Source organism: Mogibacterium kristiansenii (genome assembly GCF_029224645.1).
In the GTDB taxonomy this organism is placed as follows: Bacteria; Bacillota; Clostridia; order Peptostreptococcales; family Anaerovoracaceae; genus Mogibacterium_A; species Mogibacterium_A kristiansenii.
In genome coordinates, this window is sequence record NZ_JAQXUZ010000024.1 from 40800 (window position 1) to 61229 (window position 20430).

Consider the following 20430-nt stretch of genomic DNA (forward strand, 5'->3'; position numbering starts at 1 on the left):
CGCGATAAACGAGATACACTTCTTTTTTATGCTGTGTTGAGAAACGGTTTCTCCTCCCCTACTTCAGCTTATTGCTTCGGCGCCAGATTTTCATTTCTTCCGCGGACTGAATCAGCTCCTCCCGGAAATCCGGGTGAGCAACACTGATCAGCATTTCGGCCCGCTCCCAAGTGGAACGTCCGGCAAGGTTCACCATTCCGTATTCGGTCACCAACTGATAGCTCTGGCTTCTCGGATCCGTAATGATATCCCCATGGAACGTGGCATGTACGTTGGAATGGCGCACACCCTTTCGATCCACGCGAGAAGACGGCATACAGATAAAACTCTTTCCCGTAGGGTTATCGTAGGCTCCGGTAAGGAAATCCAGTTGTCCGCCGGTTCCGCTGATATGACGAGTTCCTGCGGACTCAGAACTAATCTGACCGAACAAATCCACTCCGACGCAGCTGTTAATCGATGTAAACTTATCCAGACTTCGGATAATGTTCACATCGTTCACGTAGTCCATCGGACAAATCATTACGTCCGGATTTTCTGCCGTCCATTCCACCAGCTCCTTTGTTCCGTACACCAGTCCGCCGACGGTCTTTCCCTTCATCTCGCCGGTCTTGTTGGAGTTGGTGATTTTGCCCGCCTTATACATATCCAGGTTGGCATTTACAATCAGTTCCGAGTGAACACCCAGATTCTTCAAATCCGATTCGGCAATTTTCTTTCCAATCAAATCCGGCATACCGCCCACACCCAGCTGTACGCAGGAACCGTCCTCCATCTGTGAAACAATCTGATTGGCAATCAACTCATCGATTTCGCTGCCGGAAGCGGATGGGATTTCAAATAAATCCGGGTGTTCGCCTTCCACAATGGCATCTACTTCCGAAATATGCACCTTATTCTCTTTTCCGAACAGTCTCGGAAGCTTATCGTTAATCTCCAGGATGATTACTTTCGCCGTATCCAGCACGGCACGAGCTGTTGCGTTGTTTACGGAAAAATTGAAATACCCTTCTTCATCCATCGGTGTGACCGCCATCATGGCCACATCAACGTCCAGGAAACGGCGGTAGTATCCCGGCAGATTTCGGAACAGCATCGGGATAAAATAACACAGGCCTCGGTCGCACAGATTCCGTTCGAATTTAACCATGTGCCACGAATTATACGTAAAATGCTCCTGATTCGGGTCTTCCTCCACAATATGAAGGGGGCCATGCATCAGCAGGCTTCGCACCTTCACGTCTTCCAGTTCCTCTTTGCGGTCCGCCAGTGCCCGGTCCAAAAGCGCCGGATACGCATGCAAGCAACCGTAGTCCACCCAGTCACCGCTTTTAATCACCTTCACCGCCTTTTCCGGGGTGGTGAGTTTTGCGTTATATTCCTTATTGTAGTCGTTCACGTTCTCCTCCTCGTTCTCTGAATCCCTTTATAGATACGTTACTATTTTATCATATCGAAGGAAATGCTACAATAACGCATATTTCGGTACCTCTTACATGCAAAAAAGAAAATCATAGGAAGAGGCGGCTCCGCCTCGGAAGCCGCCTCCATGCACTCCATTTATTTTGTTTTTACGCTCTTCGTCTTGGACCAGCCGGAGTAGTATTTGATTCCACCCACCGTCTTATAGGTTTGAATCCGAACGTAATACTTCTTCTTCGCCTTTAATTTTTTTACCTTGAGCGATTTCGTCTTATAACTCTTCACCGTCTTGATGTGAGTACCTTTCTTGAACTTGGAAGAAGTGCTGTACTGAATCCGATATCCGCTCACCTGGGTCTTCTGCGCCTTCCAAGTCACCTTCATCTGCTTTCTTCCCTTTGTCAGCTTCTGCACCGCTGTCCCTTTTGGATTGATGCGGAAAGTAACGGTCTTCTTGCCCGTATATTTGCCCTTCATGGTGACTGTCACGCTGTATTTGCCCACGTTCTTTCGGCCACCGGAATACTTCACGGCGAACTCGGAGGCGGAGAACGTCTTTTCCCCTGCTTTTACCGCAACGCTCGGCTTCCGAACCTTGCCGTTGTATGTGTATGCGGTGGCAGAAAGCTTCAGCACCGGATTGATTTCATTGGAATATTCCAGAACCACGGATTCCGCCGGCAACGCGTTTACATGGAAACGCACCTTACCGTTCTTCTGCTCAAAGTCGCATTCCTGCAGCGCGCCGTTGGCATCGATGCGGTAGACGTTGTCCACGGTCCGACCAAAAGACGAAGTCGTTACCGTGAAATCTCCACTGGCCAGCTTGCAGATTTCGCCCCGGTGTGGGTTCACGGTAGTGATATCCATCACCCGATAGTCCTTTTCACCCAGTTCCGGAATATCCCGATTCACCTTCCGGTCCAGAAGCACGATATCCTTGAACTGCATGCCTTCCACCGTTACGTTGCCGGAAAGGCTGGTAAGCGGCTTGTCATGCTTATGAGCCTGCCCCTTGTCCAGAAGGACAATCGGATTCAGCGCATCGTCTTTCGGTTCGATGCGCACTTCGCCGGTCTTCGGATCTCGCACTTCGTAGCGCAGACCCACACGATGACAAGTAGAGTGGTCATAAAAATATCTGCCCGCATCGTATTCGCTCTTATCCTTTGCAGCGATAGGGAACGGTTCAATATCGTATCTGGAGTCATCCGTAGAAACCATGTAGTTCACATCCTCCAACAGCACCGGATGCACCTTTCCGTTCACATCCGTTTTCGCTTCGACGGTCTCCCGGTCGCTGGTAAAAATGATATTTACCCCTTCACCCACCGGCTTTCCTTTGTAGTATACGAAGATATTTCCAAGTTCCTTCGTTTCCTGCGGTGCATTTTTGTTGGCGTCCAGGCGGCTGGTATCTTCGTTGAATTCCTTGTTGTATACCTTAAAACTCGTAATTTCGTTGTAACATTTTACGCGGACCGTATCGGTTACTTTCTTATCCGGGTTATCTTTTTCCCACTGGGCCAGATTCTTTTCATAACTCTTGATATCTAACATTTTTCCATCATGAATCCAAATATAGCAACGATTCATCCGGCGCTGGCTTCTTTCCGATCCGTTATCCAGCACCATGAAAATGTAATTGAAATCTTCCGTCAAAGTCAGCTCCGGTAGTTTTCCGTCCTTCGTGGTCACCACTTGATCGATTTTCTGTAAAGTGCTGTTGTAAATCGTAAATGTAACATCATCTTTCACATTTGATTCGCTGTACAACTTCTCACCATCCCGTACATCAATCGGCCCGATTTTCACCTGCTTCTGAGAATACACATCCCGCATCTGGTACGCCGGAATATCGTGGTATTTCTTAACCGTCGACGCCCCGAACACCGTGCTGCCCAGCATTACCACCAGTAATGCGGCCAGTACTGCAATGCGGCACACGCTCCGCCTCTTGAAGCCTTTTCCTCCCCTCTTATCATCTCGTCCATCTCCTTCCGAATCTCAAAAATCATTATATAATTTAATATATCGAAGAATTTACCGCTTTACCAATAGATGAAACTTATATTCCACCCACGAAAAATCGGTGTTTTTCAATACCATTCCCTGACGTTTCTATTTCGTGCTATAATACTAGGGTTATTACATTCAGAAGGTGAGTATTTATGGTAAAAAAAATATTGGGCCGGACGGGGATTTCCGTCACGCCCGTAGGTATGGGGACCCTGACGATGGGGTTTTCCCAGAAAAATTTAGATATCGAAGCTGGTTCCCGGATAATTGTACACGCGGTGGAACAGGGCATTAATTTCCTGGATACCGCTCAGTATTACGATACCTATCGATATCTCCGGCCGGCACTGGATGAAATCCGCCAAAGGGATCTGGACTTTCCGATCATCTGCAGCAAGACTTTAGAGGAAGGATATGCGGAAACGGAAGCGGCCGTTCTGGAATGCCTGGAACAATTGGATATTAATACAGTCGATCTTTTCCTGCTTCATGAAGTCCGCGGAACAGAGGATTTCTATGCAAGGAAAGATGCATGGCGGTCGCTCTGCGATTTGAAAGCCAAAGGTCTTATAAAAGCAATCGGCATCTCCACCCATCATGTGGATGCTTGCGCGGAAATGGCCGCAATTTCAGAATGCGATGTGGTATTTACGCTGATTAATCAAGATGGAATGGGCATTCGGAAAGGATTGGAACCGGGAACCCGAAAGGAGATGGAAGCGGCAATTCGGAAATGTGCGGATGCGGGAAAGGGTATTTTTACCATGAAAGCTTTTGGGGGCGGAAACTTGATTCACGATTACAGGAGTTGTCTGGAGTACGCTGCCGGAATCCCAGGTAATACCTCGGTAATGATTGGGATGGCGGACACGGAACAGGTAGATCGAGCGGTGGAATTCTTTAGCGGACGCCTTTCTGCGGACTACCAACCGGATGTTTCGAACAAGCGATTGATGGTGGATCAGTCCGACTGCGAAGGGTGCGGCACCTGCAAAAATCGCTGCGTCAGTGAAGCAATTTTCTGGAACGAGAATGGGCTGGCGGAAATCAATCCGAAGAAATGCGTTCATTGCGGCTACTGTGCGCCGGTATGCCCGGTACGGGCCATTATTTTCTTATAGCACCACAAGAGCCAGGTGACATATCCTCATTTCACCTGGCTCCTAGCACTCTTCTTTCATATTCATTAACTTTTCCACTTCTTTCTTTATTGATATCCTGAAAATTAACTTCCGTCCTCTATCGTATCAACCGTTTTTACTTTAGCTTAATCAGCCACAATTTACGGATTTTCTACTTTCGGATACCTTCCTTTACGTTACCCATTGGTCTAACCTCTACTTTCTGCCGTTGGCTATTTGCTGTGTTTCAGATCAGCTATCTGCTAAGACTGTGTGTTGGTCCGTCCTCCCTGTGATAGATTACTGTTGTAGGTCAGTTACCGTTTTCTAATCTACTTTTGGTCTTACCTCCACTTTCTGCTTCCCCGATTTTTTAATGAAAGCTCATTGGCTTTATTTCAGACCAGCCTGTCTGCTAAATTTTTCCTTTGGTCTAACCTCCTTTCGACTAAATTTGCTGTTTCGGATCAGCTATCCTTCGAACTTACCCATTGGTCTTTCCTCCGATTCCGAAGTCTTTCAGATACACCCTTCTATATCCAAAACCGTTAGGTTTGTCGCTTGGTTCTTTGGACTTCTTCTTTTGTTGTCTATATAATAGCGCGGAAAGAATTTTAAAAACAGTCTTAATTTTAAAATTTTTTAGTGGTATAATAAGAGTGTTGTGAGGCTTATTCGTGAAAATGAACAAAGTCTCTTTTTTTCTGCCCGAAAATCAATTCTTGCTCAACAAATAACCGGCATGGAGTTCGCTTCCATGCCGGTTCGTATTTGCCCTACTGAGCACCCTTTACCATCCGATTCTCGTCAGTAATCTGATAGGTGCTCACCAAATCCGCTACCAAATCGCGGATATAATCCTTATTCTTATATGCCGCATCCATCAGAGGCTCCAATTGATCCAACATCCACTCCACATCGAAGGGAATCGGCTTTCCGATATGAATCAGCTCGTTGTCCGTCTTCTCAAGACCTTCTTCCGCCATGAGCTTCTCTTCATACAGCTTTTCCCCGGACGGAGACCGGTGTACTCTATTTTGATGTCCACATCCGGTTTCAGTCCGGACAGACGGATGAGGTTGCGTGCCAACGTATCTATTTTTACCGGCTCGCCCATGTCCAACACGAAGATTTCGCCGCCGTGGGCGTAACATCCGGCCTGAAGCACCAGGCTGACCGCCTCCGGAATTGTCATAAAGTAACGAATGATATCCGGATGGGTGACGGTAACCGGACCACCGGCAAGAATTTGCTTCTTGAACAGCGGAATCACGGAGCCGTTACTGCCCAGTACATTGCCGAACCGTACTGCAACGAATTCCGTCTTGCTTTGGCGCAGCTGTTCATCCTTCTCCGGCGTCGACGCCCATTTTTTGAGAATCGGATTGCAGAACAGCTGCGGTGCTTCATCCGCTTTGCCCGTCTTCACCAAATGGTCGAAGGCCTGCACAATCATCTCGCACAATCGCTTGGTGGCGCCCATGATATTGCACGGGTTTACCGCTTTGTCCGTACTAATCAGCACAAATTTATCGACGTTATGAATCATTGCCGCAAATGCGGTATTGTAGGTACCGATGACATTGTTTTTAATCGCTTCGCACGGACTGCCCTCCATCAACGGTACGTGTTTGTGGGCCGCCGCATGGAATACGATATTCGGATGATACTGCTCGACCACCTGGAAAATTCTTCTGTTATCTCGAACCGAACCGATTAGCGTTACCAGGTTCAAATCCGGATATTTCTTAATCAATTCCTGCTGAATATCATATGCGTTGTTCTCGTATATATCGAAAATAATCAATTGTTTCGGGTTGTGTGCGGCAACCTGCCGGCACAGCTCCGATCCGATGGATCCGCCGCCGCCGGTGATCAGAACTACGTTCTTTTCAATATAGCTGCAAATATCATCCAGGTTGACCTTAATGGGATCTCTGCCCAGCAAGTCCTCAATTTCCACTTTACGCATCTTCGACAGAGATACTTCTCCGTTAGCGATTTGGTAGATTCCCGGAAGGCTCTTCAACTCGCAGTCCGTCTCCTTGCAAATGTTCAAAATATCTCTCCGAATCTGCGGCGATACAGACGGAATTGCCAGATAGATTTTGTCGATGTTAAATTGATCCACCGCTTCCAGAATGCGGTCTCTGCCGCCGAACACCAGAACCCCGTCGATGAATCGTCCCCATTTATTTGGATTATCATCGATTATGCATCGCGGTTCGTCGTTCAGATGTTTGGTGGTATTCAGTTCTCGGATAACCATGGATCCGCTTTTCCCGGCACCGATTACCAATACGTTCTTCACCTTATGACTCTTCTTGTATTTATCAGATCGTAAAAGAAGAATGAATCTATATGCAAAACGAATACCGATTGTAAAACCGAACTGAAGCGTTAGTCCCATTAAATAGTAAGAAATCGGCATGCGAACAGTAATCGCAAATGCTGCGTGAACCAGTACGCATAATCCGGTAGATTTCACCACCCGCAACAGTTCATCGTAGCTGGCGAATCGCCAAATGCTTCGATAGAGCCGCATTCCGGCATAGATTATGACACATATTACAATGTAGAACGGGATATACTTCTTGTACGGAGAAAGATATTCGTACGGAATTTCGGAATAATGAAAATCAAACCGCAGCAGCAATGCGATGAAATAAGCTGCCGCAATTGAAATAACGTCGTATATAACCAACATGGCTTTAATTACTTGCCAATGTTCGATGAATGGTCTTCTTGTTTCTTTTTTCTGCTGCATTTTCGCTCCCCCCAGCAAAAATATGTCTATTGTAAAAATGTACTGTGTTGCTTCCTATTTTTATTGTTTTTAAATTTCATTACAACCGCCGAAACCTCCCCCGGAATATTCTTCGTGGCCAGAATAATGAGGGGAGATTTCGCAACTGTATTTAAGTAAAAAGGTTGTTTATAATTACTTTACCCTAATCTTGATGTACTTTACGCACTTACCGTAGTTGCCCTTTGCCGCAACGGTAACCTTGATCTTGTAAGTACCCTTCTTTGCCTTCTTGGAAATAGTAACTTTGCCCTTCTTGCTTACCTTGACATACTTGGAAGAACTCTTGTAAGTTACCTTACCCTTGTTCTTGCTCTTCGTCTTAATCTGGAAGCTCTTGCCCTTCTTTTTGAGCTGCTTCTTGGTGTAAGTCTTGTTCTTTGTAACAGATACTACGTTCTTTGCCTGCTTGATGGTGTAATACACAGTCTTGCCGTTAAATGTATATTTATACGTTCCGGCATTAACAGGGGTTGTAATAGTTTTTACTTCCGTCTTAATGTTGTCGCTACCGTCATCGGTAATTACGTATACCTTTACTACAGCAGACTTTCCATCGTAGGTCTTGGAATTCGCACCCTTTACAACTGCGGTGTAAGTCGGGTTCTTCGCCGGACTGTCCACTGCCGCAAAAGCGAACGAAGGCATTACCATGGTAAATGCAAGAATAGCCGTTAACAAAATTAACTTAAGTCTCTTCAAGCTAAAATCTCCTTTCTTTATATTATTATCATTAACGATTCGCCACGTAATCTGATAACCGTATCCACTATTTGTCTTCCCGGTCTCCTCCATAATAGCCATCATAACCGTAATAGCCATATTTCCCGTAGGACTTGGACGAAACGGATTCCCGATTCAATACGACCCCCAGCAATTTGCAGTGAATCTGCTCCAGCTGCTGAATGGATGTTCGAATTAACTTCCGGGATGTGTATTCGTTTCGTACCACGAATACCGCCCCATCGCTCATTGTCGCAATGACATTGGCATCCGCTGCCGCCACCAAAGGAGCGGAGTCGATGATAATATATCGATATTCCTTGCTGAGCCGATCCAGCAGCTCTTCAAACCGATGGTCCTCAATCAACGATGTCGGATTTTCCAACAGGTTGATGCACGGAATGAAATCGCCGTGCTCCACGTTGGTCTTGTAGATGACGTCCTCGTATTCACACTGTCCGGAAAGGTAGTAATCGATGCCCAACGGATTCTCGTCCTCAAACTCCATATTCAGCCGCTTGATCAGCACTGAATTTCTCATATCCAAATCCAGGAACAGGGTTTTGCTTCCGGATTCCGCCAGCATCTGCCACAGCTGCACCGCCACAAAACTTTTTCCCTCGTTGGGAATGCTACTGGTAATCAGAATTTTCTTCGTATCATTTCCCACAAACTGAAAATTGATTTTCAGCTTCTTAAACGCTTCTTCCATCATGTACGGAAGTGCCGGTAATTCTATATTTAAACTTTTCATTTATCTTGCACCTCCATTTTTCTTCGTACGATGTTTCCGTCCCTTTCGTTTTTCTCGCCTTTTGCCTTCTTCTTCCTTGTCAAACAGGTCTCCGCTTCCTTCCGGAATGGATGCAATCGGCATAATTCCGAAGTAGTTTTCGAATTCCTCTGCCGAGTGAATAGTATCATCCTTCAGATACTGTACGGTCAGAATTCCGCATGCCAGGATAAAACCAAGGAGCGCGCCAATCAGCGTATTCCGGCTGTTGCTCGGTCCGGATTTCTTATCCGGCATCTTCGCACGCTGTGCCACATTCGGCGGATTCGTGCTCATGGTATCCGGGAGGTATTTCAAGGAGACATCCATGAATTCATTGGCCAGCTTCATACTCTCGGACGGAGATTCCGTTGTAGCGGTAATGTACAGTACACGAGTATCCTGCGGATTGGAGATGGAAATCTTCTTTAATAGTTTTTCCGGAGTTTCCTTCAGCTTCAGATTCTTAATAACCTGTTCCGCCACCGGTTCACTAATAATCAGTTCTTCGTAATCCGCTGTTAAAGTAGTACCTACATTCAAGTCTGTTAAATCCACAATAGAACCCTTGGAAGCGGAAATGATATACAACTTCGCCGTAGATTCATACTTCGGATGAATTAAAAACATCGATACGGCACCGAAAAGGAATGCCCCGATAAATAAACTTACAATGATAAATTTCGCATGTTCCAGGAAATGAGATGCCAACATCAGAAGATCGATTTCATCTTCTCGTACCTCATTCCCCCTTCTCGACGATTCCGCAATCGTTTTCTCTGTCATCTGTCTGTGTACTCCTTCCGTAACTGCTCTCTCTCAATATCTTTCTTTCCGTTTCTTTTGAAATTATTTCTCGTCCGAATCATCCGGCCACTCTTCCACCGGTTCGTAGAAAAGTTTCTTAATCACGCCCTCCAGACTCCCCTCGTCGTATTCCACTTCCGCATAACCGGTATCCTTGTTGATTGTACGGGAATACTTGATATCCGATACGTTTATTTTTTTATCGGAGGAAAGTGCTTCGATAATCTTGCTGAAATCCGAATCCGTCATATTCGTGACCATGTACTTGTCCAACTTTTTGCGGGCGTTTGAAACAAAATTATTGTCTTGCTTTGCATGGTCAATCACCGCCGGATACAGCGCCTCGATGTAGGTCTGCTGCCGGTTCATTCGATTTTCGTTGGTGCCGTCCCCGACAGACTTTCGTCCGCGCACAAAGGTTTCCGCCTGAGCATCCGACAGGTGTACGGTCTGACCGCTTGCCAGGCCGCTCTCTCCGGCAAAATCATCCGTTACCGTAACATCCACACCGCCCACCAGGTGGTTCACCGTGCCGATAGCGTCCATGCTCAAAGACACGTATCCATCTATGCGCTGGTCGTGCAGCAGTCCGGAAACCGCATCCTCGGCCAGCTCACAGCTCTGTTCTTTGCCGTCTCCGTAGGCATAGGCTAATGCCAGCTGCATGGTATTCTCGCCCAGTATGTTTCCATCTTCGTCCGGGATCTCCAACGATACCATCGCATCCCGATCTAACGGCAGAATGGCAAAGTTTTTGTTCACCCGATCGATTACCAGAAGAATCACGGAATCGCACTGAACGGATTGATTCTTTTTCTGCTTCGTATTTTTACTGTCGCCGGCAGCGTCCACACCGAGGAACAGGTACGTCTCGATGTTCTGTTTTTTGTAACATTCCTCCCCGTCAATGGTGTAGACCTTTTTGCCGGAGCCCTCGCTTGTACCGGTGGACCGGTGATCCATATAGTACATAAGGGCGGCCACCGCCAGAACTATCAAAAATGCTGCGCCGATCATCACCATGGATTTTTTGTTTAATTTTGCCTTTCGGTTCCTATCGTTCATCCACTCACTCCATACCTGTATATCTGTTTGTTCTATTCTATTTCTTACTTATCGTGCCCTTCGTCCCGAGCATCCTGAAGAAACTTCCGATTCTGCGCTTTCAGCTGTTTCACAAAAGCCGTTCCCAGGCTGTCTTCCAACGCCTTCATACCGCTGTCCATGTTCGGCGGCCGGCGAGTCATGTTATGAGAATCACTCCCTAGGAAATGAGCCTCTCCGTTCCGAAACATCTTGATGAGTTTTTTTCGCATCAATCCTTCTGCAACCGATCGACAATTAATCTGAACGTACAGCGGCAGCCGATGCGTCATTTCAATTACCTTTCGAATATACTTTCGATTCTTGAAGTTCATATACCGTTCTAAATGAACCAGCACCACTCGATATTCGCGGCACAGGTCTTCAATCTCGCTTATGTAGGAATCCTCCCAGATATCAAAGGGCATTTCCAAAAGCAACACGTTTGTACCCCGGATGGTCAGCTTCTTCAGATCCTTCACTTCGCTCATGTGGCGGAAAAAAAAGACCTCTGCAGCCGGATATAGCCGAATGTCAACTGCGTCCGACGCATCGATCCATTTCTGAAGTACTTGAAATGCGTGATCCCGGTTTATCAGGAATTCTTCCATCCGATCTTTGGCCGCATCAAAATGGGGTGTACACACAATCTGCTGCACCCCTTGCGTTTTCGATGCCTCCAACATAGATGCGGAGGTTTCCAAATTTCGGCTTCCATCATCAATGCCCATCAAAACATGACAATGAAAATCAATCATATCCCTCTCCTTTTTGCAAAGAAAATTCATATGCATTTTCGTATTTTTATTTTACATGCTATTCTTTATGATGTCAATGTACCTATGGTATCAAGGGATTCTACCTGTAGTTTATTTGTTATTTTTTTGTTATTGTACAGAGAGAAAGGCTAATTTAACAAGATAAATCTGTGCTTTTTCTCATGCAAAACCGGCATCCCCCTCAGATGCCGGTTTCATTTTTCCGTTTTAATCAGTTATTCCTCCGCTGCCAGAATTGCAGCACCGATGGCTCCGGCATATCTTGCCAGCGGTGTGCTCTTTACCGGCGCATTTAATGCCAGCTCCAAGCGCTCCCGCACATAGTCATCCTCGCACAGTCCGCCGGTGAGGAAGTATTTATCCGCCGGCACTTGGGCAATTAATGCTACTACCTTGTTGATGACGGATTCGATTACGCCAAACGCAATATCCGCTCTCGGTGTCCCCTTTCCAATCAAGCTGATCACTTCCGATTCCGCAAACACGGTGCACATGGAGCTGATAGAAATCTCATTTCCTTCTCTTGCCAAATCCGACAATTCTTCCAATGTCAATCCCAGCCGGCCGGTCATAACCTCCAGGAATTTGCCGGTCCCCGCGGAGCATTTGTCGTTCATGATAAATTTCATGACGCGCCCTCTCTTAAGAGAAATTCCCTTGGTGTCCTGTCCGCCGATATCGATTACCGTTCCGTTTTCCTTGAACAGGTAGTCTGCGCCTTTTCCGTGACAGGTGATTTCCGTTACCACATTGTCCGCATACGGAACGGAAACCCGGCCGTATCCGGTGGCCACGTATTTCGCATTGTCCTTGGTAATTCCTTCGGACGCTAATGACTCATAGATTTTGTCTGCCACCTTTCGGCTGCTGAACCCGGTGTCCAGCAGCATTGTTTTTGCCACTTCGTCATCCTTGATTACAGCCACCTTGGCGGCACTGGAGCCGATATCTATTCCTACTTGATACATATTTTTCTCCTATAGAAAAGAGCAAGAGAAATCTTGCTCTTTGTGATGCTATTGAAAGTCTATAACATTTCCAGGAACGCTGCAAGTCTTGTTTCAATCTGACCGCTGTCGGTTGTGGAGTAATCCGTTTCCAGCTTCATATACGGAATTCCTTCTTCGTCGCACATCTCCTGCATACGGGTTGCTTCCACGTTGAAGGTGTGGCACGCCTGAAGTACCAGTTCTACCACGCCGTCCACGTTATACTTCTTGCACATTTCCTTTGTGTTCTCGATACGGCCCTCATTGGTGGTCATAACGGAACAATGGATTTCCAGATAACGGTCCGAAATCGCTCTCAGAATATCGTCCGCATCCTCGTCTACCATCATCTTTGTGGTACGTTCACCGCCGCAGTCGTCCAGACAGACGATTACGCCGCCGTTGTTCTCAATGGTAACGCCCACCTTTTGAATAACACCGGTGGATGGACAGCCGGTCAGGAGAATTCTCTTGGCCTTCTCGGAAACCGGTCTTTCTCCCGCTTCATATGCTGCTTTTGCCGCATCGACCCTTGCCCGGTAAGTTGCATGCTGTGCATCCACGCCGAAGTGAAAGAGTCCCTGAGCGAGGGTGGACATCACCTCGGTGGATTTCAATGCCGGCGGATTCATTCCCTGAAGTGCGTACAGCTCCAGCTGAGTTCTTCTCAGGGCGTTTCTCTTTCCGGCCGCCTCTCTCAGCTTTTCGTCGGTAATTTCCACACCGTATTTTTCTTCCAGCTTTTCTTTCAGGAGTTTGACTTCTTCGTACCAGATATCCTTCGCATACGCTCTCTTCTGACCCTGCGGAAGCTGCATTACGTAGGTTTCCTTGATGTCGTTGAGCAGTTCAAACATCTTCTTTTTCCCGTCGCAGGTGGTTTCGCCAACGATAAAGTCGCAGAAGTAGGTATACGGGCATTTGTCCGTATATGCAAAACCGTAGCTTGCTTTAATCAGTGGACATAGATTCTTCGGAAGCACCTTCTCCGCATCCGCAATCGGCTCATTGCTGGTTCCGCACAGACCAATCGCACATACGCCGGCCGCATCGAACAGTTCCAGCGGAGTGTAGGAACAGAAGATTCCGACTAGATGTCCGCCGTTTTCCACGTAATCTTTTACGTGAATGAAGCCGGCTTTTCTCGCATCCACAAATTCGTCAAATGACTTCGGTAATTCTAAATTAGGCATATTATTCAATCCTTTCTCAGATGATACAAATTCCCCGATCATTGTAATCGCCGAAAAAAGTGAAGTCAAATTCACGATTTCAATATAAATGTGTGCTTAGATTAATTTTTTGTATCTTAACCATTCTCTTTCTGCAAATATTTCTCTGCGATTTCCGCCGCAGTGCGGCAGGCGCCCACGCAAGGGCGGCTCCGGTAATACTCCTCGGTTCTCACCGCCGGCTCCTCCAAATCCTGTCCCTTCTTCAGTCCCAGCAGCTCGCGGCAGATGAGGGATCCCTCTTTCTCCTCAAATTCCCGGCACATCTTCTGCACCAGCGCATACAGTGCTTTTTTCCCTTGCGCATCTGCCGGGTCGGAGTATCCCCGAAGAACACCGGCTGCCATCGTCATTCCGGAGACGGCCCCGCACACTTCCCGGAGCTTGCCGAAACCCGCACCGAAGGGAGATGCCATTCTCGCCGCCTCTTCCTCACTCATTCCAAGTTCCTCTGCAAAAGCCACAAATACCGATTGGCTGCAGTTGTATCCTTTGCGGAATAATTCTTCCGCTCGGTCTGCCTTATTCATAACGTCCTCCTGTACTCTCTAAAAACAGCTTTCTTAACATCCAAGGTATCCGGCAATCTCCGAGTCGTACAGCGCCATCACGCGTCTCAGAGTTGCATCATTCACATCATATTCTATCATCCGATTCTCATCCTTCACAAAGCGAATCGGCAGTACATTCGGCGACGTTCCGCTGATAAACGCCGCATCGAAATCCCCCAGTTCCTTCCGCGAAATCTCCCGATATTCGATGGGCACCCGGTGCTCCTCGCACACCAAAATGATTCTTTTACGAGTAATTCCAAGAAGAACGCTCTCGGCCGGACTGGTCACCACAACGCCGTCTTTAATGAAGAACATATTGGATCGGCTGCCTTCCGTGATGCAATCCTTCCGATTGGCCAGCATCACCTCGAAAAACCCGTTCTCCGCAATCATGCGATTGGCGAATTCCCGCAGCCAGAAGTTGCTGATCTTCACCTGTGGGTTCTCCCGAACCGCCGCCAGAACCCCTACGCCCACGCCATCACGATACATCTCTTCACTGGGATAGGTGGCCCCGGTGAACATCATGCACACCGTGTCCTCCCAAATGATGATTTTCACGTTATCCGACGAAACACCGTTTGCCGTGCAAAGGCGTCCGAAATCCGCCCGAAGCGACTCCGCCGTAAAATTACATTGCATCCCGATTCCCGCCAGGGTATTCTTCAGCCTCTCCAGGTGATCCTCCAAGAAAAGCGGTTTTCCCCCAATAACCCGAATCACTTCGTACGCATACGCTTCCTGGGAATTAATCAGGGCATCGTACTCTGACGCATCGCATAAATTTCCATTTACAATAACAATATTTCTTTTATTCATAATGCAATCTTCTCTCTGAATATTTTTTTCTCGAACTTTATCATTATAGCCTATTCGCTCGTATATTTCAAAAATTTGTCATCTGTGATATTATCGGGGTAAAGCCGGAAAACGTCCGCCCTCAGGAAGATCGGTTCGACCCGGGGCGAGTGCATTTTGTTTTATGTGTATAGAAAAAAGGACCTCCGCATTGGATTGAAATGCGGAGGTCCTTTTCTTCTAGTGACTATTTTGAATTAAGTTGTCTCGAATTATACAACGCATTCTAGAAATCTACTTCGGTGTCGTAGTAGCAACACTTCAGCAGTTTTTCCATGTCTTCCTGACTCGGCTGTCTCGGGTTGGAACCGGTGCAGGCATCCAGAATTGCGTTTGCAGCGATTTCCGGGAGTCTTTCCAGGAATACATCTTCCGGTACGAAGCCCTGTTCGGTCGGATAGCTGTCGCCGCCGTAGTTCTTAATGCAGTGCGGGATGTTCAGTTTGTCGTTCATTCACCGTCGCAAGGGCCGCACCGGTCATTCCCCGGTTCAGCACCCATACGAGGATGTAATCCAATATCACATTGGTGGCAAAACCGCACATCATAGCGATCATGGCCCACATCGCGCCGCCGTAATTTCTCATAAAAGGAACCATTCCGGTGCCGAATACCTGCAGCACGGTTCCCAGGATGATTACCGTCGTGTACTCTTTTCCCAGGACCAGCAGCTCGCCGTATGCCCCCAGCGCGGAAAGAAGCCGTTCCGACAACACGTAGAAAGATCCGGTAAGGAGCACGCTGAACAACAGCATCATCCATATCGCCTCGGCGGCGTAATCCCGCGCCCTTTCTTCGTGCCCGCCGGCGTTCAGTATGGAGTATTTGACAGCACCGCCCATGCCGATTCCGGTTCCGGTGGCAACCAGCACCGCAGTAATCGGATACGCGATATTGATTGCGGAAAGCCCCGCATCCCCGATGGAATTGCCCACAAAAAAACCGTCCACAATGGCGTAAATTCCGGAGAGTGCGAAGGACAACACGGAGGGGATCACATAATAAAAGAAGTTTCGCCTGTTACTCATCCTCCAAACCTCCGTTCCGCTCTTTTTCCTTTACATTCCGGTGGTGTAATTATCAAAGTATCCCTGAATGTGAATTACCGGTGTTCCCTTATCTCCGGATCCCGATGTCAAGTCGCAAAGCGAACCGATCAGATCGGTGAGCCTTCTCGGCGTGGTGCCTTCCGATGCCATGTTTCCCACAAGGCTCTCCTCCGGCTTATCGCTGATGGCCTGCTTAATCGCTTCTTTCAGCTCATCTCCGGTAAGATCCGAATATTCGTTATCGGCCAGATACTTCAGCTTCAGCTCATTCGGTGTTCCGTTCAGGCCTTCCGTATATGCCGGCGAAACCACCGGATCCGCCAGTTCCCAGATTTTGCCCACCGGATCTTTGAAAGCGCCATCTCCGTATACCAGAACTTCCACCTGCTTTCCGGTTTTCTTCTTCATGATGGCCTGAACCTCATCCACAAAAGGCTGACAATCTCTCGGGAAGAGCTTTACGCGGTCGTCGGTGGATTTGTTGGTTCCCAGAAGGCCGTACTCTTCGTTGAAGCCGCTTCCGTTTACCGGTGCATTCAGAATCTCATCCATGCCGTAAACATTTGCGCCCAGATCCTTCAGCTTATTTCTGGTTCTGAATCGGGTATGAATGTCGCAATTGATGACATTGTTCGTGTACTCGAGAATCGTCTCCGGCTTGTTGGAGAAAACAATCTCCGCCTCAGCACCGGCTTCCCGAATAATTTCACTGTAGAACTCCACATAATCCACGCCTGTGAACTGATGCTTGTTCACGCCGAACAGTTCTCTGTATTTCTTCTCATCCAGCACATCGGAATACGGATTGATTCCCGCATCCACCACCTGATCGATGGTAAGCAGTGCATTGCCCACTTCATCGGACGGATAGCTGAGCATTACAACAACCTTCTTGGCGCCCATTGCCATGCCCTTCAGGCAGATGGAGAATCTGTTTCTGGAAAGAATCGGCCATACGATTCCGATGGTCTCTCCACCCAGCTTGTTCTTTACATCCTCTGCAATGTCGTTCACACTAGCATAGTTTCCCTGACATCTGGCAACCACAGACTCGGTAATACCGATTACATCTCTGTCCAGAATCTCGAACCCATCGGATTCCGCTGCCTCCAGAACACTTTCCACAACCTGCTCTGCCAGATTATCTCCTTCACGGAAAATCGGACACCGGATTCCACGGGAAACCGTACCTACACGTCTTTCTGCTTTCATCTAAGCCTCCATTAAATTGTACATAGAATATGCAAGCTCATCTCTTAATAAATCAATGAACATAACAAAATAAGTATACCTTATACGTTTATTCGTTGTAAACAAGAAAATCAATCCGCCGCTAAATCCGAAAATTTCCGTCGGAATCCCCCCGGATATTCGATGCGTAGAATTCCGTCACTGCTTTTACCATATACTCCATATCCTTCACCCCCGCCGTCTCGTACGCCGAATGCATGGCAAGCTGCGGCAATCCGATATCCACGGTATTCATGGACACCTGGGACATGGCAATGTTGCCCAGAGTGCTGCCACCCGCTTCGTCCGACCGATTGGAGAAAAACTGCACCGGCACCTCTGCTTTTTCGCAAATCATCTTGAAAATCGCCACGCTGACCGCATCGCTGGTGTATTTTTGCCCGGCGTGGGATTTGATCACAATGCCCTCGTTCATGTAGACGCAGTTCGTTTCATCGCTCTTCTGCCGATAATTCGGATGTACCGCGTGGGCGTTATCGCAGCTCAGCATAAAGCTGCTCGCCACGGCACGGCGGAATTCTTCTTCGTCCTTGCCCAGCGCTTTGTTCATCCGCCACAGAACATCATAAAGGAATGTGGACGCTGCTCCCTGTTTTGTGCCCGATCCCACCTCTTCGTTGTCGAAGCAGGCATAGACATTGATATTCCGATTGTTCTCTGCCGTCAGGAATCCCTTCATAGAGGTAAAAGCACATTGCAAGTCATCCAGTCTCGGGCATCCGATGAATTCATCGTCGTGTCCCCATCGTACCGCTTCCATTCGGTTGTATAAAAACAAATCCATCCCGTAGATGTTCTCTTCCGATACGCCCAGCTCTTCCGCAATCAGTTTTTTAACGGCACCCGGTCCCTTCACGCTGCCGGATAATATGGGCAGCATGTCCACCTGCTTGTTGAGAGGCCGGCCTTCATTGATTTTTCGATCCATATGAATGGCCAGGCTTGGAATCATCAGAAGATCTCGATCCACTTTCACCAAGTGAGTCTCTAATCGATTTCCGTTTTTTACCATTACTTTTCCCGCAAGGGAAAGGGGCCGGTCAAACCAGGTGGAACAAATCATTCCGCCATACCCTTCGGTGTTCAGCATCGTATATCTTTTTGCGATTTCAATCTCCGCATTTTCTTTCAGCTTAAAAGAGGGGGAATCGCTGTGGGATGCGGTCACATGGAAACTGTAATCATCCAAGTCGGTTCCGACTTTGACCGCGATGATGCTGGAATTATTTCTTGTGACGTAATATTTTTTCCCGGGGTCAATCTCCCACCGCTCGGATTCATGCAGTTCTTCGAACCCGTCTCGATTCAGGAAATTCTTTAATTCCGCCACCGCATGAAATGCCGTGGGTGCGTGTTCGATAAATGCAGTAAGTTCCGATATAATACTTTTTTTCATTGCAGACCTCTTTATTTCTATTGTTGTAATCCGGATAAATCAACCTCGTATATATACTTCTTCGGCTCTTTCTCCGGCTGATAAAACATACTCATATACCATGGGAAATATTCAATCCCTGATTCTTTCGTTACATTTCCTTTGCAAAATACAATCTTTCTACCAAAATTCCAATTCCCTACAGCAGCAACTTTATCCAGTGCCAAGTGCCGTTGATAATCATTTCCGGATTTAATTTCAAGAAGATCGATTTTCATCCCATTCTGAATCACAAAATCCAATTCTCCATACTTCTTTGATTCAAAATATGTCAGAGAGAATCCATTCGCCTTTATCATCTGTGCGAATACATTTTCCAGAATACTTCCCATATTCACGTCCATGTTTCCCTGCAATAATTCAAACTGTACGTTCTCCATACAAGAAGCACACAGAAGACCTGTATCTCCCATAAACAATTTGAACAAATTTCTCTTTACATTAAGCTGCAGTGGAGGTTGAGGTTCTGTCACATTATAGGATGGAAGTGCAACACCTGCATCACTCAGCCATAGGATTGAATCCTCATACCGATTCATTCTTGCATTTTTATCAATCCGATTCAGAAAAAATCTCCTGTTCTTATCGTCTAATTGTGAAGCAATGCTATCAAAAATAGCTTTAATTTTTATCTTTTCTGTATCAGATGAGTACTTGGAGATATCTTGTCTGTATAATTCTAAAATGCTTCTCTGGAGCTGAATTACTTTTCCGATGTCATGTGAGTTCACATAGGTCTGCACAACGTCCGGCATCCCTCCTACAACGATATAGGTCGCAAACAACTTCAACAATGTTTCATGTATCGTCTGTGGAACCGGTTCGTGCTTTTCATAGCATGCTTGTAATATCTCGAACGTCGATTTCTGCACGCCATTCGCAATAAAGTATTCCTTGAGGTTCATCGGATACATATATACGATTTCTTCAAATCCCACGGCATATGATGGTACTTCTTTGTACCGAACTCCCAACAGCGACCCGGATTCTACATAATCAAATCTGCCATCTTCCACAAGAAATTTAATGGCGCATCTCGCATTCGGACATTCCTGAATCTCATCCAGGAAAATCAGTGTCTTTCCCGGCTTTAATTCCTGCAGCTTAAATGCCGTGAGATTCTCAATAATCGTATCTGCATCCAGTTTTCCTTCAAAAATCTTCTCCGCGCCTTTATCCAGTATAAAGTTAATTTCGACAAAATATTCATATTGTTCCTTCGCAAACTCTCGAATTGTCGTCGTCTTTCCAATCTGCCTCGCACCAATAATGCAAAGTGCTTTCTTATTTTTTTGATTTTTCCACGAGATTAATTTCTCCGTAATGTTCCTTTCTAGCATCTCACAGACCTCCCGATACTAGAATTGTAACATTTTTCCGACACTTTTCAATGTATTTTGTAACATTATTCTTCATTTCGCGGCAGAACATGCAACATTTTTCCGATATTCTTCAATGCGTTTTGTAACATTATTCCTCATTCTACGAAAAAAAGAGCCCTACATCACTTATGATATAGAACCCTTATTT

General features: G+C 46.8%; 19 protein-coding genes. 1 reads left to right on the forward strand and 18 read right to left on the reverse strand.

What is annotated here, in order from left to right; all coding sequences use genetic code 11:
• Window positions 1-58: 58 nt before the first annotated feature.
• Together PUE40_RS07495 and PUE40_RS07500 are read right to left on the reverse strand one after the other, a co-directional pair.
• Window positions 59-1399, reverse strand: a complete 1341-nt coding sequence (locus tag PUE40_RS07495) for an acetyl-CoA hydrolase/transferase family protein (RefSeq protein WP_277672383.1) — start codon at window positions 1397-1399, stop codon at window positions 59-61.
• 161 nt (window positions 1400-1560) lie between these two features.
• Window positions 1561-3369 (reverse strand): fibronectin type III domain-containing protein, encoded by a 1809-nt coding sequence (locus PUE40_RS07500; protein ID WP_277672384.1) that lies wholly within the window; start codon window positions 3367-3369, stop codon window positions 1561-1563.
• A gap of 224 nt (window positions 3370-3593) precedes the next feature.
• Between PUE40_RS07500 and PUE40_RS07505 the strand changes: the two genes are divergently transcribed.
• Window positions 3594-4562 carry an aldo/keto reductase gene (locus PUE40_RS07505; protein WP_277672385.1) on the forward strand — a complete coding sequence of 323 codons (969 nt, stop codon included), beginning with the start codon at window positions 3594-3596 and terminating at the stop codon, window positions 4560-4562.
• Between the two features lie 776 nt (window positions 4563-5338).
• On the opposite strand, the gene PUE40_RS08245 is transcribed toward PUE40_RS07505, so the two are convergent.
• The 16 genes from PUE40_RS08245 to PUE40_RS07580 form a co-directional block, all read right to left on the reverse strand.
• Complete coding sequence (locus PUE40_RS08245; RefSeq protein ID WP_330681554.1) at window positions 5339-5548, reverse strand: hypothetical protein; 210 nt, start codon at window positions 5546-5548, stop codon at window positions 5339-5341.
• Window positions 5509-7329 carry a nucleoside-diphosphate sugar epimerase/dehydratase gene (locus PUE40_RS08325; protein WP_330681555.1) on the reverse strand — a complete coding sequence of 607 codons (1821 nt, stop codon included), beginning with the start codon at window positions 7327-7329 and terminating at the stop codon, window positions 5509-5511. The genes PUE40_RS08245 and PUE40_RS08325 overlap by 40 nt, the downstream gene beginning before the upstream one ends.
• Before the next feature lie 174 nt (window positions 7330-7503).
• Entirely contained in the window at window positions 7504-8190 is a 687-nt protein-coding gene (locus PUE40_RS07515; RefSeq protein ID WP_206157328.1) for a hypothetical protein, read from the reverse strand.
• Window positions 8138-8845: a CpsD/CapB family tyrosine-protein kinase gene (locus PUE40_RS07520; protein ID WP_277672386.1), complete on the reverse strand. Its 708-nt coding sequence runs from the start codon at window positions 8843-8845 to the stop codon at window positions 8138-8140. The genes PUE40_RS07515 and PUE40_RS07520 overlap by 53 nt, the downstream gene beginning before the upstream one ends.
• Window positions 8846-9649: a YveK family protein gene (locus tag PUE40_RS07525; protein ID WP_277672387.1), complete on the reverse strand. Its 804-nt coding sequence runs from the start codon at window positions 9647-9649 to the stop codon at window positions 8846-8848.
• A 63-nt stretch (window positions 9650-9712) separates the two neighbouring features.
• Entirely contained in the window at window positions 9713-10735 is a 1023-nt protein-coding gene (locus PUE40_RS07530; protein ID WP_277672388.1) for an LCP family protein, read from the reverse strand.
• Between the two features lie 44 nt (window positions 10736-10779).
• Window positions 10780-11511 carry a CpsB/CapC family capsule biosynthesis tyrosine phosphatase gene (locus PUE40_RS07535; RefSeq protein ID WP_277672389.1) on the reverse strand — a complete coding sequence of 244 codons (732 nt, stop codon included), beginning with the start codon at window positions 11509-11511 and terminating at the stop codon, window positions 10780-10782.
• A gap of 236 nt (window positions 11512-11747) precedes the next feature.
• A complete protein-coding gene (locus tag PUE40_RS07540; protein ID WP_154554436.1) occupies window positions 11748-12500 on the reverse strand; it encodes an acyl-CoA dehydratase activase in 753 nt (250 codons plus the stop codon).
• 59 nt (window positions 12501-12559) lie between these two features.
• Window positions 12560-13714 (reverse strand): double-cubane-cluster-containing anaerobic reductase, encoded by a 1155-nt coding sequence (locus PUE40_RS07545; protein ID WP_154554435.1) that lies wholly within the window; start codon window positions 13712-13714, stop codon window positions 12560-12562.
• Between the two features lie 116 nt (window positions 13715-13830).
• On the reverse strand, window positions 13831-14283 hold the full coding sequence (locus tag PUE40_RS07550; protein ID WP_154554434.1) for a C-GCAxxG-C-C family protein: 453 nt from the start codon (window positions 14281-14283) through the stop codon (window positions 13831-13833).
• A 33-nt stretch (window positions 14284-14316) separates the two neighbouring features.
• Window positions 14317-15126: an aminotransferase class IV gene (locus PUE40_RS07555; protein ID WP_277672390.1), complete on the reverse strand. Its 810-nt coding sequence runs from the start codon at window positions 15124-15126 to the stop codon at window positions 14317-14319.
• Between the two features lie 265 nt (window positions 15127-15391).
• Window positions 15392-15619, reverse strand: a complete 228-nt coding sequence (locus PUE40_RS07560) for a hypothetical protein (protein ID WP_330681557.1) — start codon at window positions 15617-15619, stop codon at window positions 15392-15394.
• Window positions 15585-16193 carry an MATE family efflux transporter gene (locus PUE40_RS07565; RefSeq protein WP_330681558.1) on the reverse strand — a complete coding sequence of 203 codons (609 nt, stop codon included), beginning with the start codon at window positions 16191-16193 and terminating at the stop codon, window positions 15585-15587. The genes PUE40_RS07560 and PUE40_RS07565 overlap by 35 nt, the downstream gene beginning before the upstream one ends.
• Before the next feature lie 30 nt (window positions 16194-16223).
• Window positions 16224-17426: a coenzyme F420-0:L-glutamate ligase gene (locus PUE40_RS07570; RefSeq protein WP_154555024.1), complete on the reverse strand. Its 1203-nt coding sequence runs from the start codon at window positions 17424-17426 to the stop codon at window positions 16224-16226.
• Between the two features lie 121 nt (window positions 17427-17547).
• Entirely contained in the window at window positions 17548-18861 is a 1314-nt protein-coding gene (locus tag PUE40_RS07575; protein ID WP_277672391.1) for a M18 family aminopeptidase, read from the reverse strand.
• Between the two features lie 17 nt (window positions 18862-18878).
• Window positions 18879-20240, reverse strand: coding sequence for an ATP-binding protein (locus PUE40_RS07580; RefSeq protein WP_277672392.1), 1362 nt, complete (start codon window positions 20238-20240; stop codon window positions 18879-18881).
• Window positions 20241-20430 lie beyond the last annotated feature (190 nt).

Excerpts from the sequence above, each read along its gene's own strand:
- PUE40_RS07505 (WP_277672385.1), top strand. The coding sequence starts at position 3,594 with ATGGTAAAAAAAATATTGGGCCGGACGGGGATTTCCGTCACGCCCGTA.
- PUE40_RS08245 (WP_330681554.1), bottom strand. The coding sequence starts at position 5,548 with ATGGCGGAAGAAGGTCTTGAGAAGACGGACAACGAGCTGATTCATATC.
- PUE40_RS08325 (WP_330681555.1), bottom strand. The coding sequence starts at position 7,329 with ATGCAGCAGAAAAAAGAAACAAGAAGACCATTCATCGAACATTGGCAA.
- PUE40_RS07515 (WP_206157328.1), bottom strand. The coding sequence starts at position 8,190 with ATGGCTATTACGGTTATGATGGCTATTATGGAGGAGACCGGGAAGACA.
- PUE40_RS07520 (WP_277672386.1), bottom strand. The coding sequence starts at position 8,845 with ATGAAAAGTTTAAATATAGAATTACCGGCACTTCCGTACATGATGGAA.
- PUE40_RS07525 (WP_277672387.1), bottom strand. The coding sequence starts at position 9,649 with ATGACAGAGAAAACGATTGCGGAATCGTCGAGAAGGGGGAATGAGGTA.
- PUE40_RS07530 (WP_277672388.1), bottom strand. The coding sequence starts at position 10,735 with ATGAACGATAGGAACCGAAAGGCAAAATTAAACAAAAAATCCATGGTG.
- PUE40_RS07535 (WP_277672389.1), bottom strand. The coding sequence starts at position 11,511 with ATGATTGATTTTCATTGTCATGTTTTGATGGGCATTGATGATGGAAGC.
- PUE40_RS07540 (WP_154554436.1), bottom strand. The coding sequence starts at position 12,500 with ATGTATCAAGTAGGAATAGATATCGGCTCCAGTGCCGCCAAGGTGGCT.
- PUE40_RS07545 (WP_154554435.1), bottom strand. The coding sequence starts at position 13,714 with ATGCCTAATTTAGAATTACCGAAGTCATTTGACGAATTTGTGGATGCG.
- PUE40_RS07550 (WP_154554434.1), bottom strand. The coding sequence starts at position 14,283 with ATGAATAAGGCAGACCGAGCGGAAGAATTATTCCGCAAAGGATACAAC.
- PUE40_RS07555 (WP_277672390.1), bottom strand. The coding sequence starts at position 15,126 with ATGAATAAAAGAAATATTGTTATTGTAAATGGAAATTTATGCGATGCG.
- PUE40_RS07560 (WP_330681557.1), bottom strand. The coding sequence starts at position 15,619 with ATGAACGACAAACTGAACATCCCGCACTGCATTAAGAACTACGGCGGC.
- PUE40_RS07565 (WP_330681558.1), bottom strand. The coding sequence starts at position 16,193 with ATGAGTAACAGGCGAAACTTCTTTTATTATGTGATCCCCTCCGTGTTG.
- PUE40_RS07570 (WP_154555024.1), bottom strand. The coding sequence starts at position 17,426 with ATGAAAGCAGAAAGACGTGTAGGTACGGTTTCCCGTGGAATCCGGTGT.
- PUE40_RS07575 (WP_277672391.1), bottom strand. The coding sequence starts at position 18,861 with ATGAAAAAAAGTATTATATCGGAACTTACTGCATTTATCGAACACGCA.
- PUE40_RS07580 (WP_277672392.1), bottom strand. The coding sequence starts at position 20,240 with ATGCTAGAAAGGAACATTACGGAGAAATTAATCTCGTGGAAAAATCAA.